Origin of the sequence: Bartonella sp. B10834G3 (genome assembly GCF_016102505.1) — a bacterium.
GTDB lineage: Bacteria > Pseudomonadota > Alphaproteobacteria > Rhizobiales > Rhizobiaceae > Bartonella > Bartonella choladocola.
This window is the reverse complement of record NZ_JACFOM010000001.1, coordinates 620,714-636,901: the sequence shown is the minus strand read 5'-3', so window position 1 is coordinate 636,901 and position 16,188 is coordinate 620,714. Positions and strand designations below refer to the sequence as shown.

The following is a 16,188-nucleotide window of genomic DNA, read 5'->3' as shown; positions in this document are numbered from 1 at the left end:
ACAATAAAATCCGAATAGAATCCGAAAGTGCAGCTTTTGTCGGTCTATCGTGAAAGGCGCACCGGAGTGGAAGAGACAATAGAACCCGAAAAGAACCTGAAAGGCCAGCTATTTTTTCGGGCTGCGACCATGCCTTGACCGGCTTTGTCGTTGCCGGATGTGTTGTTGAAGGTTCAGTCGAAAAGCTCCGGTTTTAAAAGGTTTGAAAAGACCGGAGCAGAACAGTTTCTAGTTTCCATTATTGTTGACCGAACTGACAACAATATCATCACGCTGTTCAATGCTTACCCATTTTCCGGGGGATTGGGTCGATTGGCGCTTCAGATAAGTATATTCGGTATCTTTCCAGTTGAAGACTTCGTCATGCAGATTATCGAGTATAAAATCGCCCCGATCGGTTCGCACGGTCAGAACCGCATGGCCTTCGCCATCAGGTTTACGCACAACAGTAATAAGCAAACTTGCAAGCGGAATGCCTTTGTCACGCAGTTCTTTCTGCTTTTCCAGAACATAGTCTTCGCAATCACCGGCATTTACCGGATAAGTCCAATATTCTTCCTTGCCATAAAGTTCCATGTCTGTAGCAGGAGTAATGCGGGCGTTAACACTGTGGTTGACGTCAATCAGCATATCCCAGACATTTTGTGTCAATTTTACCGGTTGGAGTACAGTGTTGCGTATTTTACATTCACGGGGCAAACGCTCGCAAAATTCATAATGGCCGATAGGTTGTGAAGTCTGTCCGGTGACAATCATAAATTCGCTAGCAGCTTTTGCAGCAGTGGTCAGGCCGACGAGTGCCACAAACACCACCCCTAATATTCTGAACGCAAACACCATTTTTCTACTCGATTTAACCTGTCACGATAAAGATCGTTAACAAAAGGTTAAAGTCCAACTTTGGTTTCCAGTCAATGACCGGAATGCAACACTTGTTTAAGATTTAAATTATGGTTAAAAAATAAAAATTATATTTTTCAATGTGTTACCGTTTTATTATGGTTAATGCAACAAGATCGGCCAGTCGCAATGACGTGATTTGTCGATTTTCAGAAAAACCATGGGGGCACTTTGCGACATTTTTGAAAAAGCCGGAATATAACCTTATTCAAGTGCAAAAAATCACTTATATGAACTATGTTATATCTGATAGATAGAAGGCATTCGGAAATCGAGAGTATGTGAATGGGCGAATTGATAAAACGCAAAGCAACAGTAAATGATATAGATGCGTTGGTTGCTATTGAAGAGGCATGTTTTGACAGCGACAGAATTTCGCGGCGTTCCTTCCGTACTTTGATTGATCGTCCGACGGCCAGAACAATTGTTGCCGAACTTGATGGAACAATTATCGGCTATGCAATGATTTTGTTTCGTAAAGGCACGGCACTTGCGCGCCTTTACTCGCTTGCGGTCAAACCCGGCGGCAAAATAAAAGGTGTCGGCTCTCAACTATTGGATGCAGCAGAGCAGGCGGCTTTTGATGAAGGGCGCGTTTATATGCGCCTTGAAGTTCGCGAAGACAATGAACGGGCAATTCGTCTTTATGAACGCTTTCACTATCGACCGATTGGCCGTTATCTTGATTATTATGCCGATCATGCACCAGCCCTGCGTTATGAAAAGACCTTGCGCGGTGATACACCGGTTGAAACGTCTGTCCCTTATTATCAACAAACATCGGAATTTACTTGCGGTGCTGCCTGTTTGATGATGGCACTCAAATATTTCAATCCGCAATCACGCCTTGATCCTGTTTTCGAGCTTAGACTATGGCGGGGTGCGACAACGGTTTTCATGCTTTCGGGGCCGGGGGGATGCGAGCCGTTCGGGCTTGCCGTTCTTGCACATAATTATGGTCTCAAACCCACTATCATCGTGACAAGCTACGAATTTTTGTTTATCAATTCGGTGCGGGATCGCAAGAAACGCGAGATAATGGAAATTGCACAGACCGATTTTCGCGAGCAGGCTGATGCAGCCCACATTCCGGTGCGGATTGCTGCTTTTACTCTTGATGATATTCGTGCCGCGCTTGCACGCGGAGCGTTGGTGCTTGTGCTTATCAGTTTCTACCATATGTTCGGGGAAAAAATTCCCCATTGGGTATTGGTTCATGGTGATGACGGAAGTCATTTTCTTATTCATGACCCGTGGGTGGAGGAAGACGAAGGTGAAACAATTGCCGATTCTGCAAACCTGCCTTTGAATTATGAAGTATTCGATCATATTGCGCGCTTTGGAAAAGACGGTTTGCGCGCAGCCGTCATATTGGAGAAAAGCTAGTTTTCTATGACTATTTGTGTAATTCTTGCTGGACGAGTGTCTGACGTTGATAATGGTGCGACGACGCACAAAGTCATGACACATCGTGACTATTTGGCCAATCCTGCGCTATTTGCCGGTCAACGTCCCCGTATTATCAACCTGTCACGTTCTTACCGCTATCAAAGCCGCGCTTATTATTGTTCGCTGCTTGCCGAAGCGCGCGGCCATCGTGTGTTGCCCTCGGTCGAAACCATGATCGACCTGTCGGAACGACGGTTATATAAAAAATCCATTCCCGAACTTGAAGATTGTCTCAACAAAGCCCTGAAAGGAGACGGTACGCGCGCACCGGAAATCATCAGGGTATTTTTTGGTATTGCCGATAGCTCGGATGACATAAAGGGTGACCGTTTTGAAAAATTCGGCCACCTTTTGTTTGACTGGTATCGGGCTCCGGCATTGGAAGTTCACGTTATACCGGGTGAATGGGCACGCATTCACAAAATATGTTTTGCCAATTGGCAAAAGCTTGAAGGTGATAGCCGCGATGCTTTCTATAAGGCGATGGAAACTTATACGACACGGGCCTGGAAAGAAGCCCGCCACAAAGTTCCGCCGCGTTGGACATTTGCAGTTTTATGCAATCCGGAAGAAGAGTTGCCGCCGACAAACGTTGCCGATTTGAAACATTGGGCAAAAATTGCTGCCCGCCTTGGTGTGGAAGTCGAACCGATCGGCGCAAGAGACCTTGCCCGTCTTGCCAATTTTGATGCGCTTTTCATTCGCGAAACAACCAATATATCCAACCATACCTATCGTTTCGCCCGTCGCGCGGAGCAGGAAAATATGCCGGTTATCGACGACCCGATGTCGATGATCCGTTGTACAAACAAAGTCTATCTTGACGAGTTGATGCGCGCAAACGGTGTGCCGGTTCCCCCCACCGTGATGATCGGTGGCAATGATGATCTCGTCAGAGCGGCAGATACGCTCGGCTTCCCGATGGTGTTGAAAATTCCGGATTCGTCATTTTCACGCGGGGTGAAACGCGTTGGCTCGATGGAAGAATTGCGTCGCCTTGCCCATGAATGGCTTAAAGATAGCGATCTTTTACTGGCACAAAAATATTTACCGACCAAATTCGATTGGCGTGTCGGTGTATTGGGTGGCAAGCCGCTTTTTGTTTGCCAATATGAAATGGCACCCCACCATTGGCAAATCATCAAACATGATCCGAACGGTGGCGAACCGCTGGAAGGTGGTTTCAAAACCTATGCTATTCCCGATGCTCCGCCGGCAGTCGTCGAAATCGGGTTGAAGGCGGCCCGTTGTATCGGTGATGGCCTTTACGGTGTTGATATTAAAGAAACCGATGAAGGTATTGTGGTCATTGAAGTGAACGACAACCCCAATATCGAACATGGTGTCGAGGATCTGGCCGAAAAAGACGATGTCTGGATCAACCTCACACGCTGGTTTATCGAGCGCCTCGAACGTTGAACAAAAGAATGAACGTTGAACTAAAGAATGAACGTTGAACTAAAGAATGAACGCTGAACGAAAGGATGAACGTTGATTGAAAGTTCTAACGTTGTCTAAAAGCTCTAACGGCGATTAAAAGGCATAACGTTGATTTAAAGGCCTTAAAGAGAAAAACCGGCAATGGGTTGCCGGTTTTTTCATATTTCATAGAATGACGTTTTATCTCGTTACCAAGCGAAAACGGGCATTGGGCATTTCTTCAAAAACATCATTTTTGACAGAAGCATGAGTGGCCTTCATGTTTCCTTGCGTGTCACAAAAGCAAAAATGAAACCCCACAAAGGCCGATGTGATTGGATTGCTGTTCTGGCACAAACGGCGCTCCTTCCATAATAAGGGAACCATGGTAAAAAAGCTACCGGGAAGAAGAATGATCGGCCGAAGAAGTGTTGCTATCCAGTGCCTTTTCAATTTGTGGCAATGTTTCATCTTTAAAGATTTGCGGCGTTAATGGCCCGATATGTTTATAAACAATAATGCCTTCGCGGTTTAAAAGAAAAGTTTCCGGTGGTCCGTAAACACCCCAATCAATGGCTGCGCGGCCACTTTGGTCGAAGCCGACGAGCTTGAAAGGATCTCCGAAATTATCAAGAAAGCGTATGGCATTTTCCTGATTGTCTTTGTAATTGACGCCGACAAGGTCAAAGCGGTTGTCTTTCGAGATTTCGATAAGGGTGGGGTGTTCGTCACGGCAGGGCGGGCACCATGACCCCCAGAAATTGACGAGTGTGACACGTCCCTTGAAGTCTTCAGGGTTAAAGGAACCGGTTTGACCAAGAAGTGGCAAGCGGGTTGCAGGAGCCGGTTTGCCGGAAAGTGCATTGGGAACAAGATTGGCCGTGTCCGGATTGGTCGTTTCCATATGGCTGAACATGATAACAACCAGAACAACAAACAGGATGAATGGCCCGAAAAGGGCAATCATCACCGGAACACTCATTTTTCTTTTAGGCGCGTCCATGATCGTCACGATTTTATTTTGTTGGCACGGATGGCATTTGATTGTTCAAGTTTTTGCAGCCGGTTTTTTTGACGACGGCCATCAAGGAAAATATATAAAACCAGCAACAAAAGAATGGCAGCCGAGACAATATAGCTCAAGCTGACAATCTGGGTATGGTCGAACTGACCCAGAAAGATGTCGATACGATCGGAAATACCGGTTGTATTTTCAATGGTCATTTTACATTTTCCTTCTGGCGCAGACGCCGCGCAGCCATTCTTTGCATTGTTTCCACACGCCGACGGGTAATCTCGGTACGCATTCTGGCAAGATAGAGGGCAAAAAATGCCAGTGTGAAACCGATAGCCATGGTAAAGAGCGGCCATAACATGGCGCTATCTATGGCCGAGCCACCTTTGCGAAGAATGGAGGCGGGTTGATGAAGTGTGTTCCACCATTCGACGGAAAACTTGATAATCGGTATGTTGATAAAGCCGACAAGTGTCAGGATAGCGGCAGCTTTCGCACCTTTTGTCGGATCGTCAAAGGCTCGTGAAAGCGCAATAATAGCGAGATAGATCAAAAACAACACGAGCACAGACGTGAGCCTTGCATCCCATTCCCACCATGTACCCCAAGTTGGCCGCCCCCAGAGAGAGCCGGTTATAAGGGCAAGTGCGGTAAAAGTCGCACCGATCGGAGCGGCACTTTTGAGTGATACATCGGCAAGCGGATGGCGCCAGACCAGAGTTCCGAGTGCCGAAACACTCATCAAAGTGTAACAGCACATGGAAAGCCATGCAAAAGGCACATGAAGATACATGATGCGCACTGTCATGCCTTGCTGATAATCGTCTGGCGAACGCATGACCATGAAAAGGCCACAGGCGAGAACAATAACAGCAACAAGGCTGAGCCACGGCAAAATTATACCGCTCAACCCCATGAAACGCGTCGGGTTGGCTAATGATTGCAGCCAGTTTGTCTTTTTTTGTATCAATTCCATGATGTCCCTTATTATCGGGTTTTGTTTTTGTCGCAATTATCTTTCTTCATAGAGGCCAACATATGACACCAATCTGACAAAGATGTGATGTCTAGTCCGATAATGAAGCAAGTGTCAAAGCCGCAGCCAATGGGCCGAGGATCGAGAAAAACAGTGACAGTGCGATCAAAAACAATAACGGATTTATAAACGAGATCCCCGGAGCGGTGGTAGCATAAGCAGCGGATACCCCGAAAATCATAACCGGTACAGCAAGCGGCAAAACAATAACCGATATCAATACGCCGCCACGCGGTAGCGAGGTTGCAAGTGCCGCTCCGACTGCACCAATCAGGGTAATGGCAGGTGTTCCGCATAAAAGTGTGAGCATTAGACCGCCTATTGCTGTTCCATCAAGACCGAGCATCAATCCAAGCACAGGAGTAAAAAGAATGAGCGGCAGAATGGTTCCACACCAATGAGCCGAACATTTAGTAAAAACAACGAGACTCAAGCTTTTTCTATGTCGCGATAATATCAGTTGATCGAGGCTGCCATCGTCACGGTCGGTCTGGAACATGCGATCCAGTCCAAGAAGGATAGATAACAAGGCTCCGATCCACAGCATTCCGGGACCAATGCGGGATAAAATTTCCTGATCGGGGCCGATCGCAAACGGAGTTATAATGATAATTGCTGCAAAAAACAGAAGTCCTGTGAGCAAGGAGCTTCCCGGACCAAAAGCAATACGCAGATCGCGCAAGAAAAGAGCCTTCATCAGCTTTCCTCGAAATCGGGAAGATAATTATCAAGTAAGATATTATAATTTTCTTCTATGCCAAGAGGCAAATGGGTTGCGGCAATAATCATGCCCGAACGGTTTCTATGGTCTTCCATGATTTTTGCAAAGATCGAACTTGCATGTTTATCAAGCCCCGATGTCGGCTCGTCAAGGAGCCATAAAGGCTGATGGGATAATAACAATCGCGCAATGGCAACGCGTCTTTTCTGTCCGGTTGAAAGAACACCGAAGGGAAGATGTTCAATGCCGGAAAGTTCGACCTGATCGAGTGCTTCCATCGGCGACAACAATTGCGCTTCATCGAAATTTGACCAGAATTCCAGATTTTGTAAAACGCTCAGATGCGTTTTCATGGCGTTTTGACTGCCAAGATAATGACTGAGGAGAGCAACAGGAAAAATCTGCCCGTCTTCTTTTGCTTCTATGGTTCCTTCGTTCGCTTGCAGAAAACCGGCAATGATTCGCAGCAAAGTTGACTTGCCGATGCCATTCGGGCCGGTAATCGTCATCACTTCTCTATCATGGATTGTAAAGCAGAGGTGCTGAAATAAGACCTCTTCACCCCTTTTTGCGCTGAGTTCGACTGCTTTTATTTCCATGTAACCACCGGATTTTGCTTGACCTTTCTTAGGATGGATGGCGCGTTCAAACAAGTAAACACATTTTTTTTAATGGATTACGTCTGGAACAGTTCCAGAAAAGGAACTATAAAAGAATTACCATACCAGCGGTCGGTGTGGAACAATTTTTGGGCCGGTCTCCAAATCTGCTTGTTCTGGCGGTTGAGGAACGGACAGCGGAAATGACTGCACCCGCACCGTAGCTGCGATCTTGACCCGCAGTTTGTGGCGTTCGTTCCAGGAGCTAAGGCTCGCACAGATATAAGGACGAACAGTCGTGTCTCAAATAGATAGTTTTAAGTGCCGCAAAACGCTCCATGTGAATGGCAAGGACTATATTTATTACAGTCTGACAGAGGCTGAAAAAAATGGTCTTACCGGTGTTTCCCGTTTGCCATTTTCAATGAAGGTTCTCTTGGAGAATCTGTTACGTTTTGAAGACGGTCGCACGGTCAAGAAAGACGACATTTTAAATATCGCCAAATGGCTGAACGACAAAGGAAAAGCAGGCGCTGAAATCGCCTATCGCCCTTCACGCGTTTTGATGCAGGATTTTACAGGCGTTCCAGCGGTTGTCGATCTTGCTGCCATGCGTGACGCAATGGTGAAACTTGGTGAAAACCCGGAAAAAATCAATCCGTTGGTTCCGGTTGATCTGGTCATTGACCACTCGGTCATTGTTGATGATTTCGGCAATCCGCTCGCTTTCCAACACAATAAAGAACTCGAATATAAGCGTAATGGCGAACGTTATCGCTTTCTGAAATGGGGCCAACAAGCCTTCAAGAATTTTCGCGTGGTTCCTCCGGGGACAGGTATTTGCCATCAGGTCAATCTTGAATATCTTGCCCAATGTGTTTGGACAAAAGAAGAAAATGGCCACACAATAGCTTATCCCGACACTTGTGTCGGTACCGATTCCCATACCACTATGGTCAATGGTCTCGGCGTTCTCGGCTGGGGTGTAGGCGGTATTGAAGCCGAAGCTGCCATGCTTGGCCAACCGGTTTCCATGTTATTGCCGGAGGTTATCGGCTTCCGTCTGACAGGCAAACTCAAGGAAGGCATTACCGCGACCGATCTTGTTTTGACCGTAACGCAGATGTTGCGCAAAAAAGGCGTGGTTGGTAAATTTGTTGAATTCTTTGGTCCGGGTCTTGAGCATATGACTTTGGCCGATCGTGCAACAATCGGCAATATGAGCCCTGAATATGGCGCGACATGCGGCTTTTTCCCGATTGATCAGGAAACGATCCGTTACCTTAACATGACAGGTCGTAAAGAAGAGCGGATTGCACTTGTCGAAGCTTATACAAAAGCTCAGGGCATGTGGCATGATTCCCATACGGCCGATCCGGTGTTTACCGATACAATCGAACTTGATATGGGAACGGTTGTGCCCTCGATGGCCGGTCCGAAACGTCCGGAAGGGCGTTTGCCGCTTGAAGAAGTCGGTAAAAGTTTTGCCACAGCTCTTCACAACGAATATAAGAAAACAACCGGCGAAAAAACACGTTATCAGGTTGAAGGCGAGGATTTCGACATTGGCCACGGAGATGTCGCTATTGCGGCGATTACCTCTTGCACCAACACATCCAATCCGAGTGTTCTGATCGCGGCAGGTCTACTTGCCAGAAACGCGGTTGCCAAAGGCTTGAAATCCAAGCCGTGGGTTAAAACTTCGCTGGCTCCCGGCTCGCAGGTTGTTGAAGCCTATCTTGTCAATTCGGGACTGCAAAAAGACCTTGATGCTTTGGGCTTCAATCTTGTTGGCTTCGGTTGCACGACATGTATCGGCAATTCCGGTCCTCTGCCGCCGGCAATTTCAAAAACCATCAATGACAAGGGCTTGATTGTTGCGGCAGTGCTTTCGGGTAACCGTAACTTCGAGGGGCGTGTTTCGCCTGATGTTCAGGCTAACTACCTTGCTTCACCGCCACTTGTTGTTGCCCATGCTTTGGCTGGAACCATCACCAAGGATCTCACAAAAGAGCCTCTTGGAACCGGCAAGGATGGAAAACCGGTTTACCTGAAGGATATCTGGCCAACTTCGCAAGAAGTTCAGGAATTCATCGAAAAGAATGTTACCCGCAAGATTTTTGAATCGAAATATGCGGATGTCTTCAAGGGTGATGAAAACTGGCAGAAGGTTCAGGTTCCTGCAGGCGAGACTTATGCATGGGACGACAAGTCGACCTATGTTCGCAATCCTCCCTATTTTGAAAATATGCCGAAAGTACCTGCACCGCTCAAGAATATTGACGGAGCGCGTATCCTCGGACTTTTCGGGGACAAGATTACGACCGACCATATTTCACCTGCCGGTTCTATCAAGGTTGATTCTCCGGCCGGTAAATATTTGATCGAACACGGTGTAAAACCCGCCGATTTCAACCAGTATGGTACCCGTCGTGGCAACCATGAGGTGATGATGCGCGGCACATTTGCCAATATCCGTATCCGTAACTTCATGCTTGGTGAAAATGGACGCGAGGGTGGCTACACCATTCACTATCCATCCAAGGAAGAAGAATCGATCTATGATGCTGCTATGCAGTATAAGAGCGAGCATGTGCCACTCGTTGTCTTTGCCGGTATCGAATATGGTAACGGCTCATCCCGCGACTGGGCGGCCAAGGGAACCAATCTTTTGGGCGTGCGCGCGGTGATAGCTCAATCCTTCGAGCGTATTCACCGTTCCAATCTCGTTGGTATGGGAATTGTTCCGTTTGTCTTCGAGGATGGACAGAGCTGGCGCTCTTTGGGGCTGAAAGGCGATGAAGTTATCACGATTGATGGTATCAACGATCTGAAGCCGCGCCAAAAAACTGTTGCCAGAGTTCAATTCAGTGACGGCACGGTCAAGGAAGTTCCGCTTCTTTGCCGGGTCGATACGGTCGATGAACTTGATTACCTCCATAATGGCGGCATTTTGCAGTATGTTCTGCGCAATTTGGCCAAAGAAGGCTGATTGACGGTTTTAAAAATTGATAAACGGGGTGTGGAATCGCACCCCGTTTATTTTTAAATGACAATTTGAGAGAATCTCATTGACGCGAGCGGCTGAATTAAGCTATAAGCCCGCCAAGATTAAGCGGCTACTGGCCGCAGTTTGTGTTTCTAGGCTTTAAAGCCGTTCAATAAGAAGAGAGAGATAGACTTATGGCGAATACACCTTCGTCCAGAAAAGCAGTGCGTAAGATTGCAGCACGCACAGAAGTTAATAAATCACGCCGTACACGTGTTCGTACATTTGTGCGCAAATTTGATGATGCGGTTGCTGCCGGTAATAAAGCCGCCGCTGAAGTTGCTTTCAAGGCAGTCGAGCCTGAATTGATGCGTGCTGTGACCAAAGGTGTTCTGCATAAAAATGCAGCATCGCGCAAAGTGTCACGTCTTGCTAAAAAGTTGAAAACTATTTCGGCCTGATTTTAAAAACTCTGGCGGCCAAAATGGGCCGCGTGTGTTTTATTCGTTTTGACTTCAAACCGGTATCTTCTGGATGCCGGTTTTTTGGCATTTGATCTGTGTCAAGAAGAAAAAAATTAACTGTAAAAAATGCTATTTTTAGAATAAATTATCGTTAAATTTTTTGGTTTAAAAAACGTTTAAAAACAGATAATTACCTGTTTTATCCACAAGCTGTCGCAAGCCCCGTTCGCCATAGTTTTTGTCAAGTATTTTTTTTAATTTTTTTTTAAGGGGTTTTATCTCGATGAGACTATCCGGAACATTTGAAAAAAAGCTTATTGAATCAAAGTAATTACGCTTCATTGCTAAAAGACGGCACAGTCAGGATCGGGCGTTTGGGACGATTTGGCACATTTTTCACCCCTTGCAATTATGGATAGCGTTTTTGTATGTTTAACGAAGGAAAGGATAGCTTTCCTAGCTGTTTCATGAGTCTTTCGCCAAATGCGGCGAAAGGGATAGACGAGAGCCGGAAGGGAATTTCTTTTGGCTGTTGTTCTGGCAAGACTGTCCGGTTCAGGCGGCTCCGTTGCTGCTTGAATAATGATAGGACGTTCGTTCTGCCGGTGAAACAGTTGATGAGGTATCGCTTGTTTCGGAAGTTGCCTGAAATAAGACACTGCGCTGGATGGTGCGTCTTGAAGCATGTTGGCAATGTCCGATCTCGCGAACGAAAATTTGTAGGGGCTTAACAGGGTTTGTCGGATAAAGCGGAAGTGTATCGGTTCAACAAGACTGAGCGAACACGAAGTCTGTTTTGTGCGAGTTGTTTTATTTTTAATAAAGACGAAAATCGTCGGTTGGCTTGAGGGTATCGTTACCGGTCGTTTTCCTTCGGTTGTTGTCAGAGAGAATGTTGCGTAAAATGTCAAATTTGAATGGGATAGTGTCAAGTGAAACCGGAATGGGTGAAGGTGCACACCATTTGGTAACACAAGGTGAAGGTGACGAACTTTTTGATCGGGTAATGGCCCAGTTGAAAGTCCATGTTGGCAATGAAGCTTATACAAGCTGGTTCGGGCGTTTGCAGCTCGACGAGTTTAATCGAAGCCAGGTGCGCCTTTCTGTTCCGACCGCTTTTCTGCGTTCCTGGATTACCAACCATTATGCAACAATTCTAACAGAGCTTTGGCGGCAGGAATGCCCGTCGCTCTTGCGTGTCGATGTCGTCGTGCGTGGCATGAATCGTGTAGTAAAACACGCCGCACCGCGCAAGGACGAAGAAAATCATGCACACGTTCAGCAGGAAAATTCTGTACCTTCTTCTCTCCATAACCGGGCAGACCATTTTCCGGCCGAGGCGCAGCAAAGTGTTTTTGGCTCACCGCTCGATTCGCGTTACACCTTTGATACCTTTGTCGAAGGGCCATCCAATCGTGTAGCTCTCGCTGCAGCGCGGTCCATTGCGGAAAGTCATAAAAGTGCTCTGCGTTTCAATCCGCTTTTCATTCATGCCGCTGTCGGTCTGGGGAAAACTCATCTTTTACAGGCTATTGCGGCTGCAGCTTTGCAACGTCCGACGCCGGTTCGTGTCATCTATTTGACGGCAGAATATTTTATGTGGCGTTTTGCAACGGCAATTCGCGACAACAATGCATTGTCTTTCAAAGAACAATTGCGTGACATTGATCTGCTCATCATTGACGATATGCAATTTTTGCAAGGCAAGTCGATTCAACACGAGTTCTGTCATTTGCTCAATATGTTGCTGGACAGTGCAAAGCAGGTTGTCGTTGCCGCCGACAGGGCACCTGCCGAGCTTGAGTCGCTTGACGTGCGTGTTCGCTCGCGGTTGCAGGGTGGAGTTTCATTGGAAATCGAGTCGCCGGATTTTGATATGCGGCTTGAAATGTTGCGCAAGCGTTTGAAAGCTGCCCAACATGATGATCCTTCAATTGCAATTCCGGATGAAGTTTTGTCGCATATTGCCAGAACTGTTTCCGGTTCGGGGCGTGATCTCGAAGGAGCTTTTAACCAGCTTTTATTCCGCCAGTCTTTTGAACCCGATTTGTCATTGAACCGCATTGACGAATTGCTGGATCATTTGACGCGCTCCGGTGAGCCGAAGCGGATTCGCATTGAAGAAATACAACGTGTTGTCGCCCGCCATTACAATGTTTCCAAGCAGGATTTGTTGTCGAACCGGCGGACCCGCACGATTGTGAAACCGCGTCAGGTTGCAATGTATCTCGCCAAGATGATGACACCGCGCTCTTTGCCGGAAATTGGCCGGCGTTTCGGCGGGCGTGACCATACAACCGTTCTCCATGCTGTGCGCAAGATCGAGGATATGGTCGGAGCCGATCAGCAATTGGCCAAAGAACTGGAATTGCTGAAACGTTTGATCGACGAACAGTCAGCCTGATGGGTTCATTTGCAAACCGAATACCGGATGTGATAATCAGGCGAAGACTTGCATTTCAGGCAAGAATATTGCCATTCTGTTTTTAATTTGTTTTCTTGCAAGGTGATTCCTTGTCTTTAAAGGATCATTGCGTGTAATTTTACGGGCAAGAAATAGTTGAATGGCAGAATTAGTTATAGAGAGTGTCCAATATGCGCATCACAGTCGATCGTAGCCATCTGTTAAAATCTCTCGGTCGAGTACATCGTGTCGTCGAAAGACGAAATACGATTCCTATTCTGTCGAATGTCCTGATTAACGCAGTCAATTCCGGAGTTGAATTGCAGGCGACCGATCTCGATCTTGAAGTGACAGAAACGACTGCAGCCAATATCGAACAGGCAGGGTCGACAACGGTTCCGGCTCATCTTCTTTACGAAATTGTCCGTAAACTTCCCGAAGGTGGCGAGATAATGCTTTCGGTCGCAGATGACGGAAATGCCATGCTGGTTGTTTCCGGCCGGTCGAATTTCCGGTTGCAATGTTTGCCCAAGGAAGATTTTCCCGAACTCAATGCCGGTGACTTCAGCCATAGTTTTACATTGGCGGCATCCGCATTGAAGCGACTCATTGATTGCACCCAATTTGCTATTTCAACCGAAGAAACGCGCTATTATCTCAATGGTATCTATTTCCATGTGATAGATGATAAAGGGTTAAAACTGCGCACAGTTGCAACGGACGGTCACCGTCTGGCCGAAGCCGAAACCGATGCACCATCCGGTTCTGAAGGAATGCCGGGCGTTATCATTCCCCGAAAAGCTGTAGGCGAGTTGCAAAAGCTGTTGGGGGAAGAAGCCGAAAGCGAAATAAAAATAGAAGTTTCGGAAACGAAAATACGTTTCAGCATCGCTTCTGTTGTGCTCACCTCGAAATTGATCGACGGCACATTTCCTGATTATCAACGTGTTATCCCCTTGGGTAATGACAAGAAACTCACTATTAACCGTCAAAGCTTTGCTGCATCGGTCGATCGCGTTTCGACTATTTCGAGCGATCGCGGGCGAGCCGTCAAATTGACAATCGAAAATGGTCAATTAACACTCACAGTCAACAATCCTGATTCCGGCAGTGCGGAAGACCAGATCGTCGCCGATTATGAGGGCGAACCTTTGGAAATCGGTTTCAATTCAAAATATCTTCTTGATATTATGGCACAACTCAACGGTGAAAATGCGGTCTTCATGCTCGCCGATTCCGGGGCGCCGACGCTCATTCGGGATGGTGAAGATGCGAATGCACTTTATGTTTTGATGCCGATGCGTGTATAGAAACGAATGGTGGAAAAATATGGCGGACGAGCTGTAAAGGTGTTTGTCCGGCAACTGAAATTAACCAATTTTCGCAACTATCGGGGTTTTTCGGCCGATTTTTCCGATGGGCTTGTCGTCTTCACCGGTCACAATGGCGCGGGGAAAACCAATCTTCTTGAAGCACTGTCATTTCTTTCGCCCGGACGTGGTTTACGTCGGGCGGCTTATGACAACGTTGTTAGTGCCGGTTCCAAACCGGTTTTCGGTCATGAAAGAGCATCCGGCGGTGCCGACGAAACCCGTCTTCAACAATTGGAAACTGCTGTTCAAGAAAAAATAACGGCGGGAGAGGGCGCCGACTTTCTTCAAAAGGGAGCAATCGATCAGAAGGGGACTGATGGATTTGTTATTTTCGCACAATTACATTCTGCGCTTTACGGAGATGTGAATATCGGAACTGCAAGTGACATCGCATCCAGCGGGCGTAAAGTGCGGATAAACGGTGAAGGTGTAACTTCTGACCGATTGACCGAATATTGTCGTCTAAGCTGGCTCATTCCCTCGATGGATGGGCTGTTTACGGGGCCGGCAAGCGAGAGACGGCGGTTTCTCGACCGTATGGTTCTGGCAATTGACCCTGCCCATGCGCGTCGTGTGGTGGATTTTGAAAAGGCAATGCGCGCGAGAAATCGCCTTCTTGCTGATGGAAATGGTGATGAAGGTTGGTTCAATGCCTTGGAAATGCAGATGGCGGAACTCGCAATTGCAATTGCGGCGGCGCGTATGGATGTTGTGCGGCTCATCTCCGATATTGAAAATTTTGACAGCGAAAAATCGTTTCCAACGCCTGTTCTGGATATAGAGGGACTCGTGGAACGGGCACTTGCCCGTCAATCGGCGGTGGATGTCGAGGAAGAATATAGACAGCGTCTTCACGATAAACGGGAGCTTGACCGTAAAGCCGGTCGCACTCTTGAAGGCCCGCATAGAAGCGATCTGCTGATTTTCTATGGGGCAAAAAATATGCCGGCGGCACTTTGTTCGACAGGAGAACAAAAGGCATTGCTGATAGGGCTTGTTTTGGCTCATGCGCAATTAACGGCAGAAATATCGGGTATGACACCGATTCTCTTGCTCGACGAGATGGCAGCCCACCTTGACAAGAATCGTCGGGCGATCTTGTTCGATAGTCTTGATCGTCTTGGTGGACAGACATTCATGACCGGAACCGACAGGCAACTTTTTTCTGCATTGGACGGGCGCGCACAATTTTTTGAAATCTCCGACGGAAGCATTGCAGAGAGTCGGGAAATGTTGGATGACTTGGGGTGAATAGCTCGAACTAAGAGGGGCAAATGGCGATGGCAAAAAAGATTACAGTTTTAAATGGTCCGAATCTCAATTTTCTGGGTCAACGCGAACCGGCCATATACGGTCGCGAAACCTTGAATGATATAGAGGCGCTCGTTCGCGAATGTGCACGTTCGCACGGTTTCGACATCGAATTTTTACAAACCAATCATGAAGGCCAGCTCGTCAGTTTTATTCAGGATGCTATCGGGAAAAGTGATGCAATTATTATCAATCCGGCAGCTTATAGCCATACTTCGATTGCGATTCTCGATGCATTGAAAATGTTTGAAGGATTGGTTGTAGAAGTGCATCTATCAAACATCCATAAAAGGGAGGCTTACCGCCACCACTCATTTGTGTCGGAACGGGCCAATGCTGTCATCGCGGGCTGCGGAAGTGCCGGATACCGCTTCGCAGTTGAATATATCGTTCAACGCGATTTGTGAATCCGAAATCGTCGGAAAAACCGCGCAATATTGACGCAGGGGGGGACAAAACCCTTGCGAATTTTCACCTAAAGAGTAAGACGTGCCTAGATGATGCCACA

14 protein-coding genes are annotated in these 16,188 nt (G+C 47.2%); 8 read left to right on the top strand and 6 right to left on the bottom strand.

Annotated features, from left to right (window positions below; all coding sequences use genetic code 11):
• Window positions 1–228: 228 nt before the first annotated feature.
• The gene (locus tag H3S94_RS02790; protein ID WP_198240216.1) at window positions 229–840 is read right to left on the bottom strand and encodes a transglutaminase-like cysteine peptidase; all 612 of its coding nucleotides are present in this window, start codon (window positions 838–840) and stop codon (window positions 229–231) included.
• A gap of 345 nt (window positions 841–1,185) precedes the next feature.
• Here H3S94_RS02790 and H3S94_RS02785 point away from each other — a divergent pair, with 345 nt between their 5' ends.
• Together H3S94_RS02785 and H3S94_RS02780 are read left to right on the top strand one after the other, a co-directional pair.
• On the top strand, window positions 1,186–2,286 hold the full coding sequence (locus H3S94_RS02785; RefSeq protein ID WP_198240215.1) for a GNAT family N-acetyltransferase/peptidase C39 family protein: 1,101 nt from the start codon (window positions 1,186–1,188) through the stop codon (window positions 2,284–2,286).
• A 6-nt stretch (window positions 2,287–2,292) separates the two neighbouring features.
• Window positions 2,293–3,768 carry a RimK family protein gene (locus H3S94_RS02780; protein WP_077990567.1) on the top strand — a complete coding sequence of 492 codons (1,476 nt, stop codon included), beginning with the start codon at window positions 2,293–2,295 and terminating at the stop codon, window positions 3,766–3,768.
• Between the two features lie 397 nt (window positions 3,769–4,165).
• On the opposite strand, the gene H3S94_RS02775 is transcribed toward H3S94_RS02780, so the two are convergent.
• From H3S94_RS02775 to ccmA, 5 genes are all read right to left on the bottom strand, one after another.
• Window positions 4,166–4,771 (bottom strand): DsbE family thiol:disulfide interchange protein, encoded by a 606-nt coding sequence (locus H3S94_RS02775; protein WP_077990571.1) that lies wholly within the window; start codon window positions 4,769–4,771, stop codon window positions 4,166–4,168.
• 5 nt (window positions 4,772–4,776) lie between these two features.
• Window positions 4,777–4,992, bottom strand: a complete 216-nt coding sequence (gene ccmD, locus H3S94_RS02770) for a heme exporter protein CcmD (protein WP_198240214.1) — start codon at window positions 4,990–4,992, stop codon at window positions 4,777–4,779.
• On the bottom strand, window positions 4,989–5,759 hold the full coding sequence (locus H3S94_RS02765) for a heme ABC transporter permease (RefSeq protein WP_198240213.1): 771 nt from the start codon (window positions 5,757–5,759) through the stop codon (window positions 4,989–4,991). The genes ccmD and H3S94_RS02765 overlap by 4 nt, the downstream gene beginning before the upstream one ends.
• A gap of 91 nt (window positions 5,760–5,850) precedes the next feature.
• Entirely contained in the window at window positions 5,851–6,516 is a 666-nt protein-coding gene (ccmB, locus tag H3S94_RS02760) for a heme exporter protein CcmB (RefSeq protein ID WP_077990576.1), read from the bottom strand.
• Window positions 6,516–7,139: a heme ABC exporter ATP-binding protein CcmA gene (gene ccmA / locus H3S94_RS02755; protein ID WP_198240212.1), complete on the bottom strand. Its 624-nt coding sequence runs from the start codon at window positions 7,137–7,139 to the stop codon at window positions 6,516–6,518. Before ccmA ends, ccmB begins: the two co-directional genes overlap by 1 nt.
• A gap of 298 nt (window positions 7,140–7,437) precedes the next feature.
• Here ccmA and acnA point away from each other — a divergent pair, with 298 nt between their 5' ends.
• From acnA to aroQ, 6 genes are all read left to right on the top strand, one after another.
• The gene (acnA, locus tag H3S94_RS02750; RefSeq protein WP_198240211.1) at window positions 7,438–10,131 is read left to right on the top strand and encodes an aconitate hydratase AcnA; all 2,694 of its coding nucleotides are present in this window, start codon (window positions 7,438–7,440) and stop codon (window positions 10,129–10,131) included.
• A gap of 191 nt (window positions 10,132–10,322) precedes the next feature.
• Window positions 10,323–10,589: a 30S ribosomal protein S20 gene (rpsT, locus tag H3S94_RS02745; protein WP_077990583.1), complete on the top strand. Its 267-nt coding sequence runs from the start codon at window positions 10,323–10,325 to the stop codon at window positions 10,587–10,589.
• Between the two features lie 946 nt (window positions 10,590–11,535).
• Window positions 11,536–12,996 carry a chromosomal replication initiator protein DnaA gene (dnaA, locus tag H3S94_RS02740; RefSeq protein ID WP_369805686.1) on the top strand — a complete coding sequence of 487 codons (1,461 nt, stop codon included), beginning with the start codon at window positions 11,536–11,538 and terminating at the stop codon, window positions 12,994–12,996.
• Between the two features lie 191 nt (window positions 12,997–13,187).
• Complete coding sequence (gene dnaN, locus H3S94_RS02735) at window positions 13,188–14,306, top strand: DNA polymerase III subunit beta (protein ID WP_198240210.1); 1,119 nt, start codon at window positions 13,188–13,190, stop codon at window positions 14,304–14,306.
• A gap of 6 nt (window positions 14,307–14,312) precedes the next feature.
• Window positions 14,313–15,620 (top strand): DNA replication/repair protein RecF, encoded by a 1,308-nt coding sequence (recF, locus tag H3S94_RS02730; RefSeq protein WP_198240209.1) that lies wholly within the window; start codon window positions 14,313–14,315, stop codon window positions 15,618–15,620.
• Between the two features lie 29 nt (window positions 15,621–15,649).
• On the top strand, window positions 15,650–16,087 hold the full coding sequence (gene aroQ / locus H3S94_RS02725; protein ID WP_198240208.1) for a type II 3-dehydroquinate dehydratase: 438 nt from the start codon (window positions 15,650–15,652) through the stop codon (window positions 16,085–16,087).
• The last annotated feature ends 101 nt before the right edge of the window (window positions 16,088–16,188 follow it).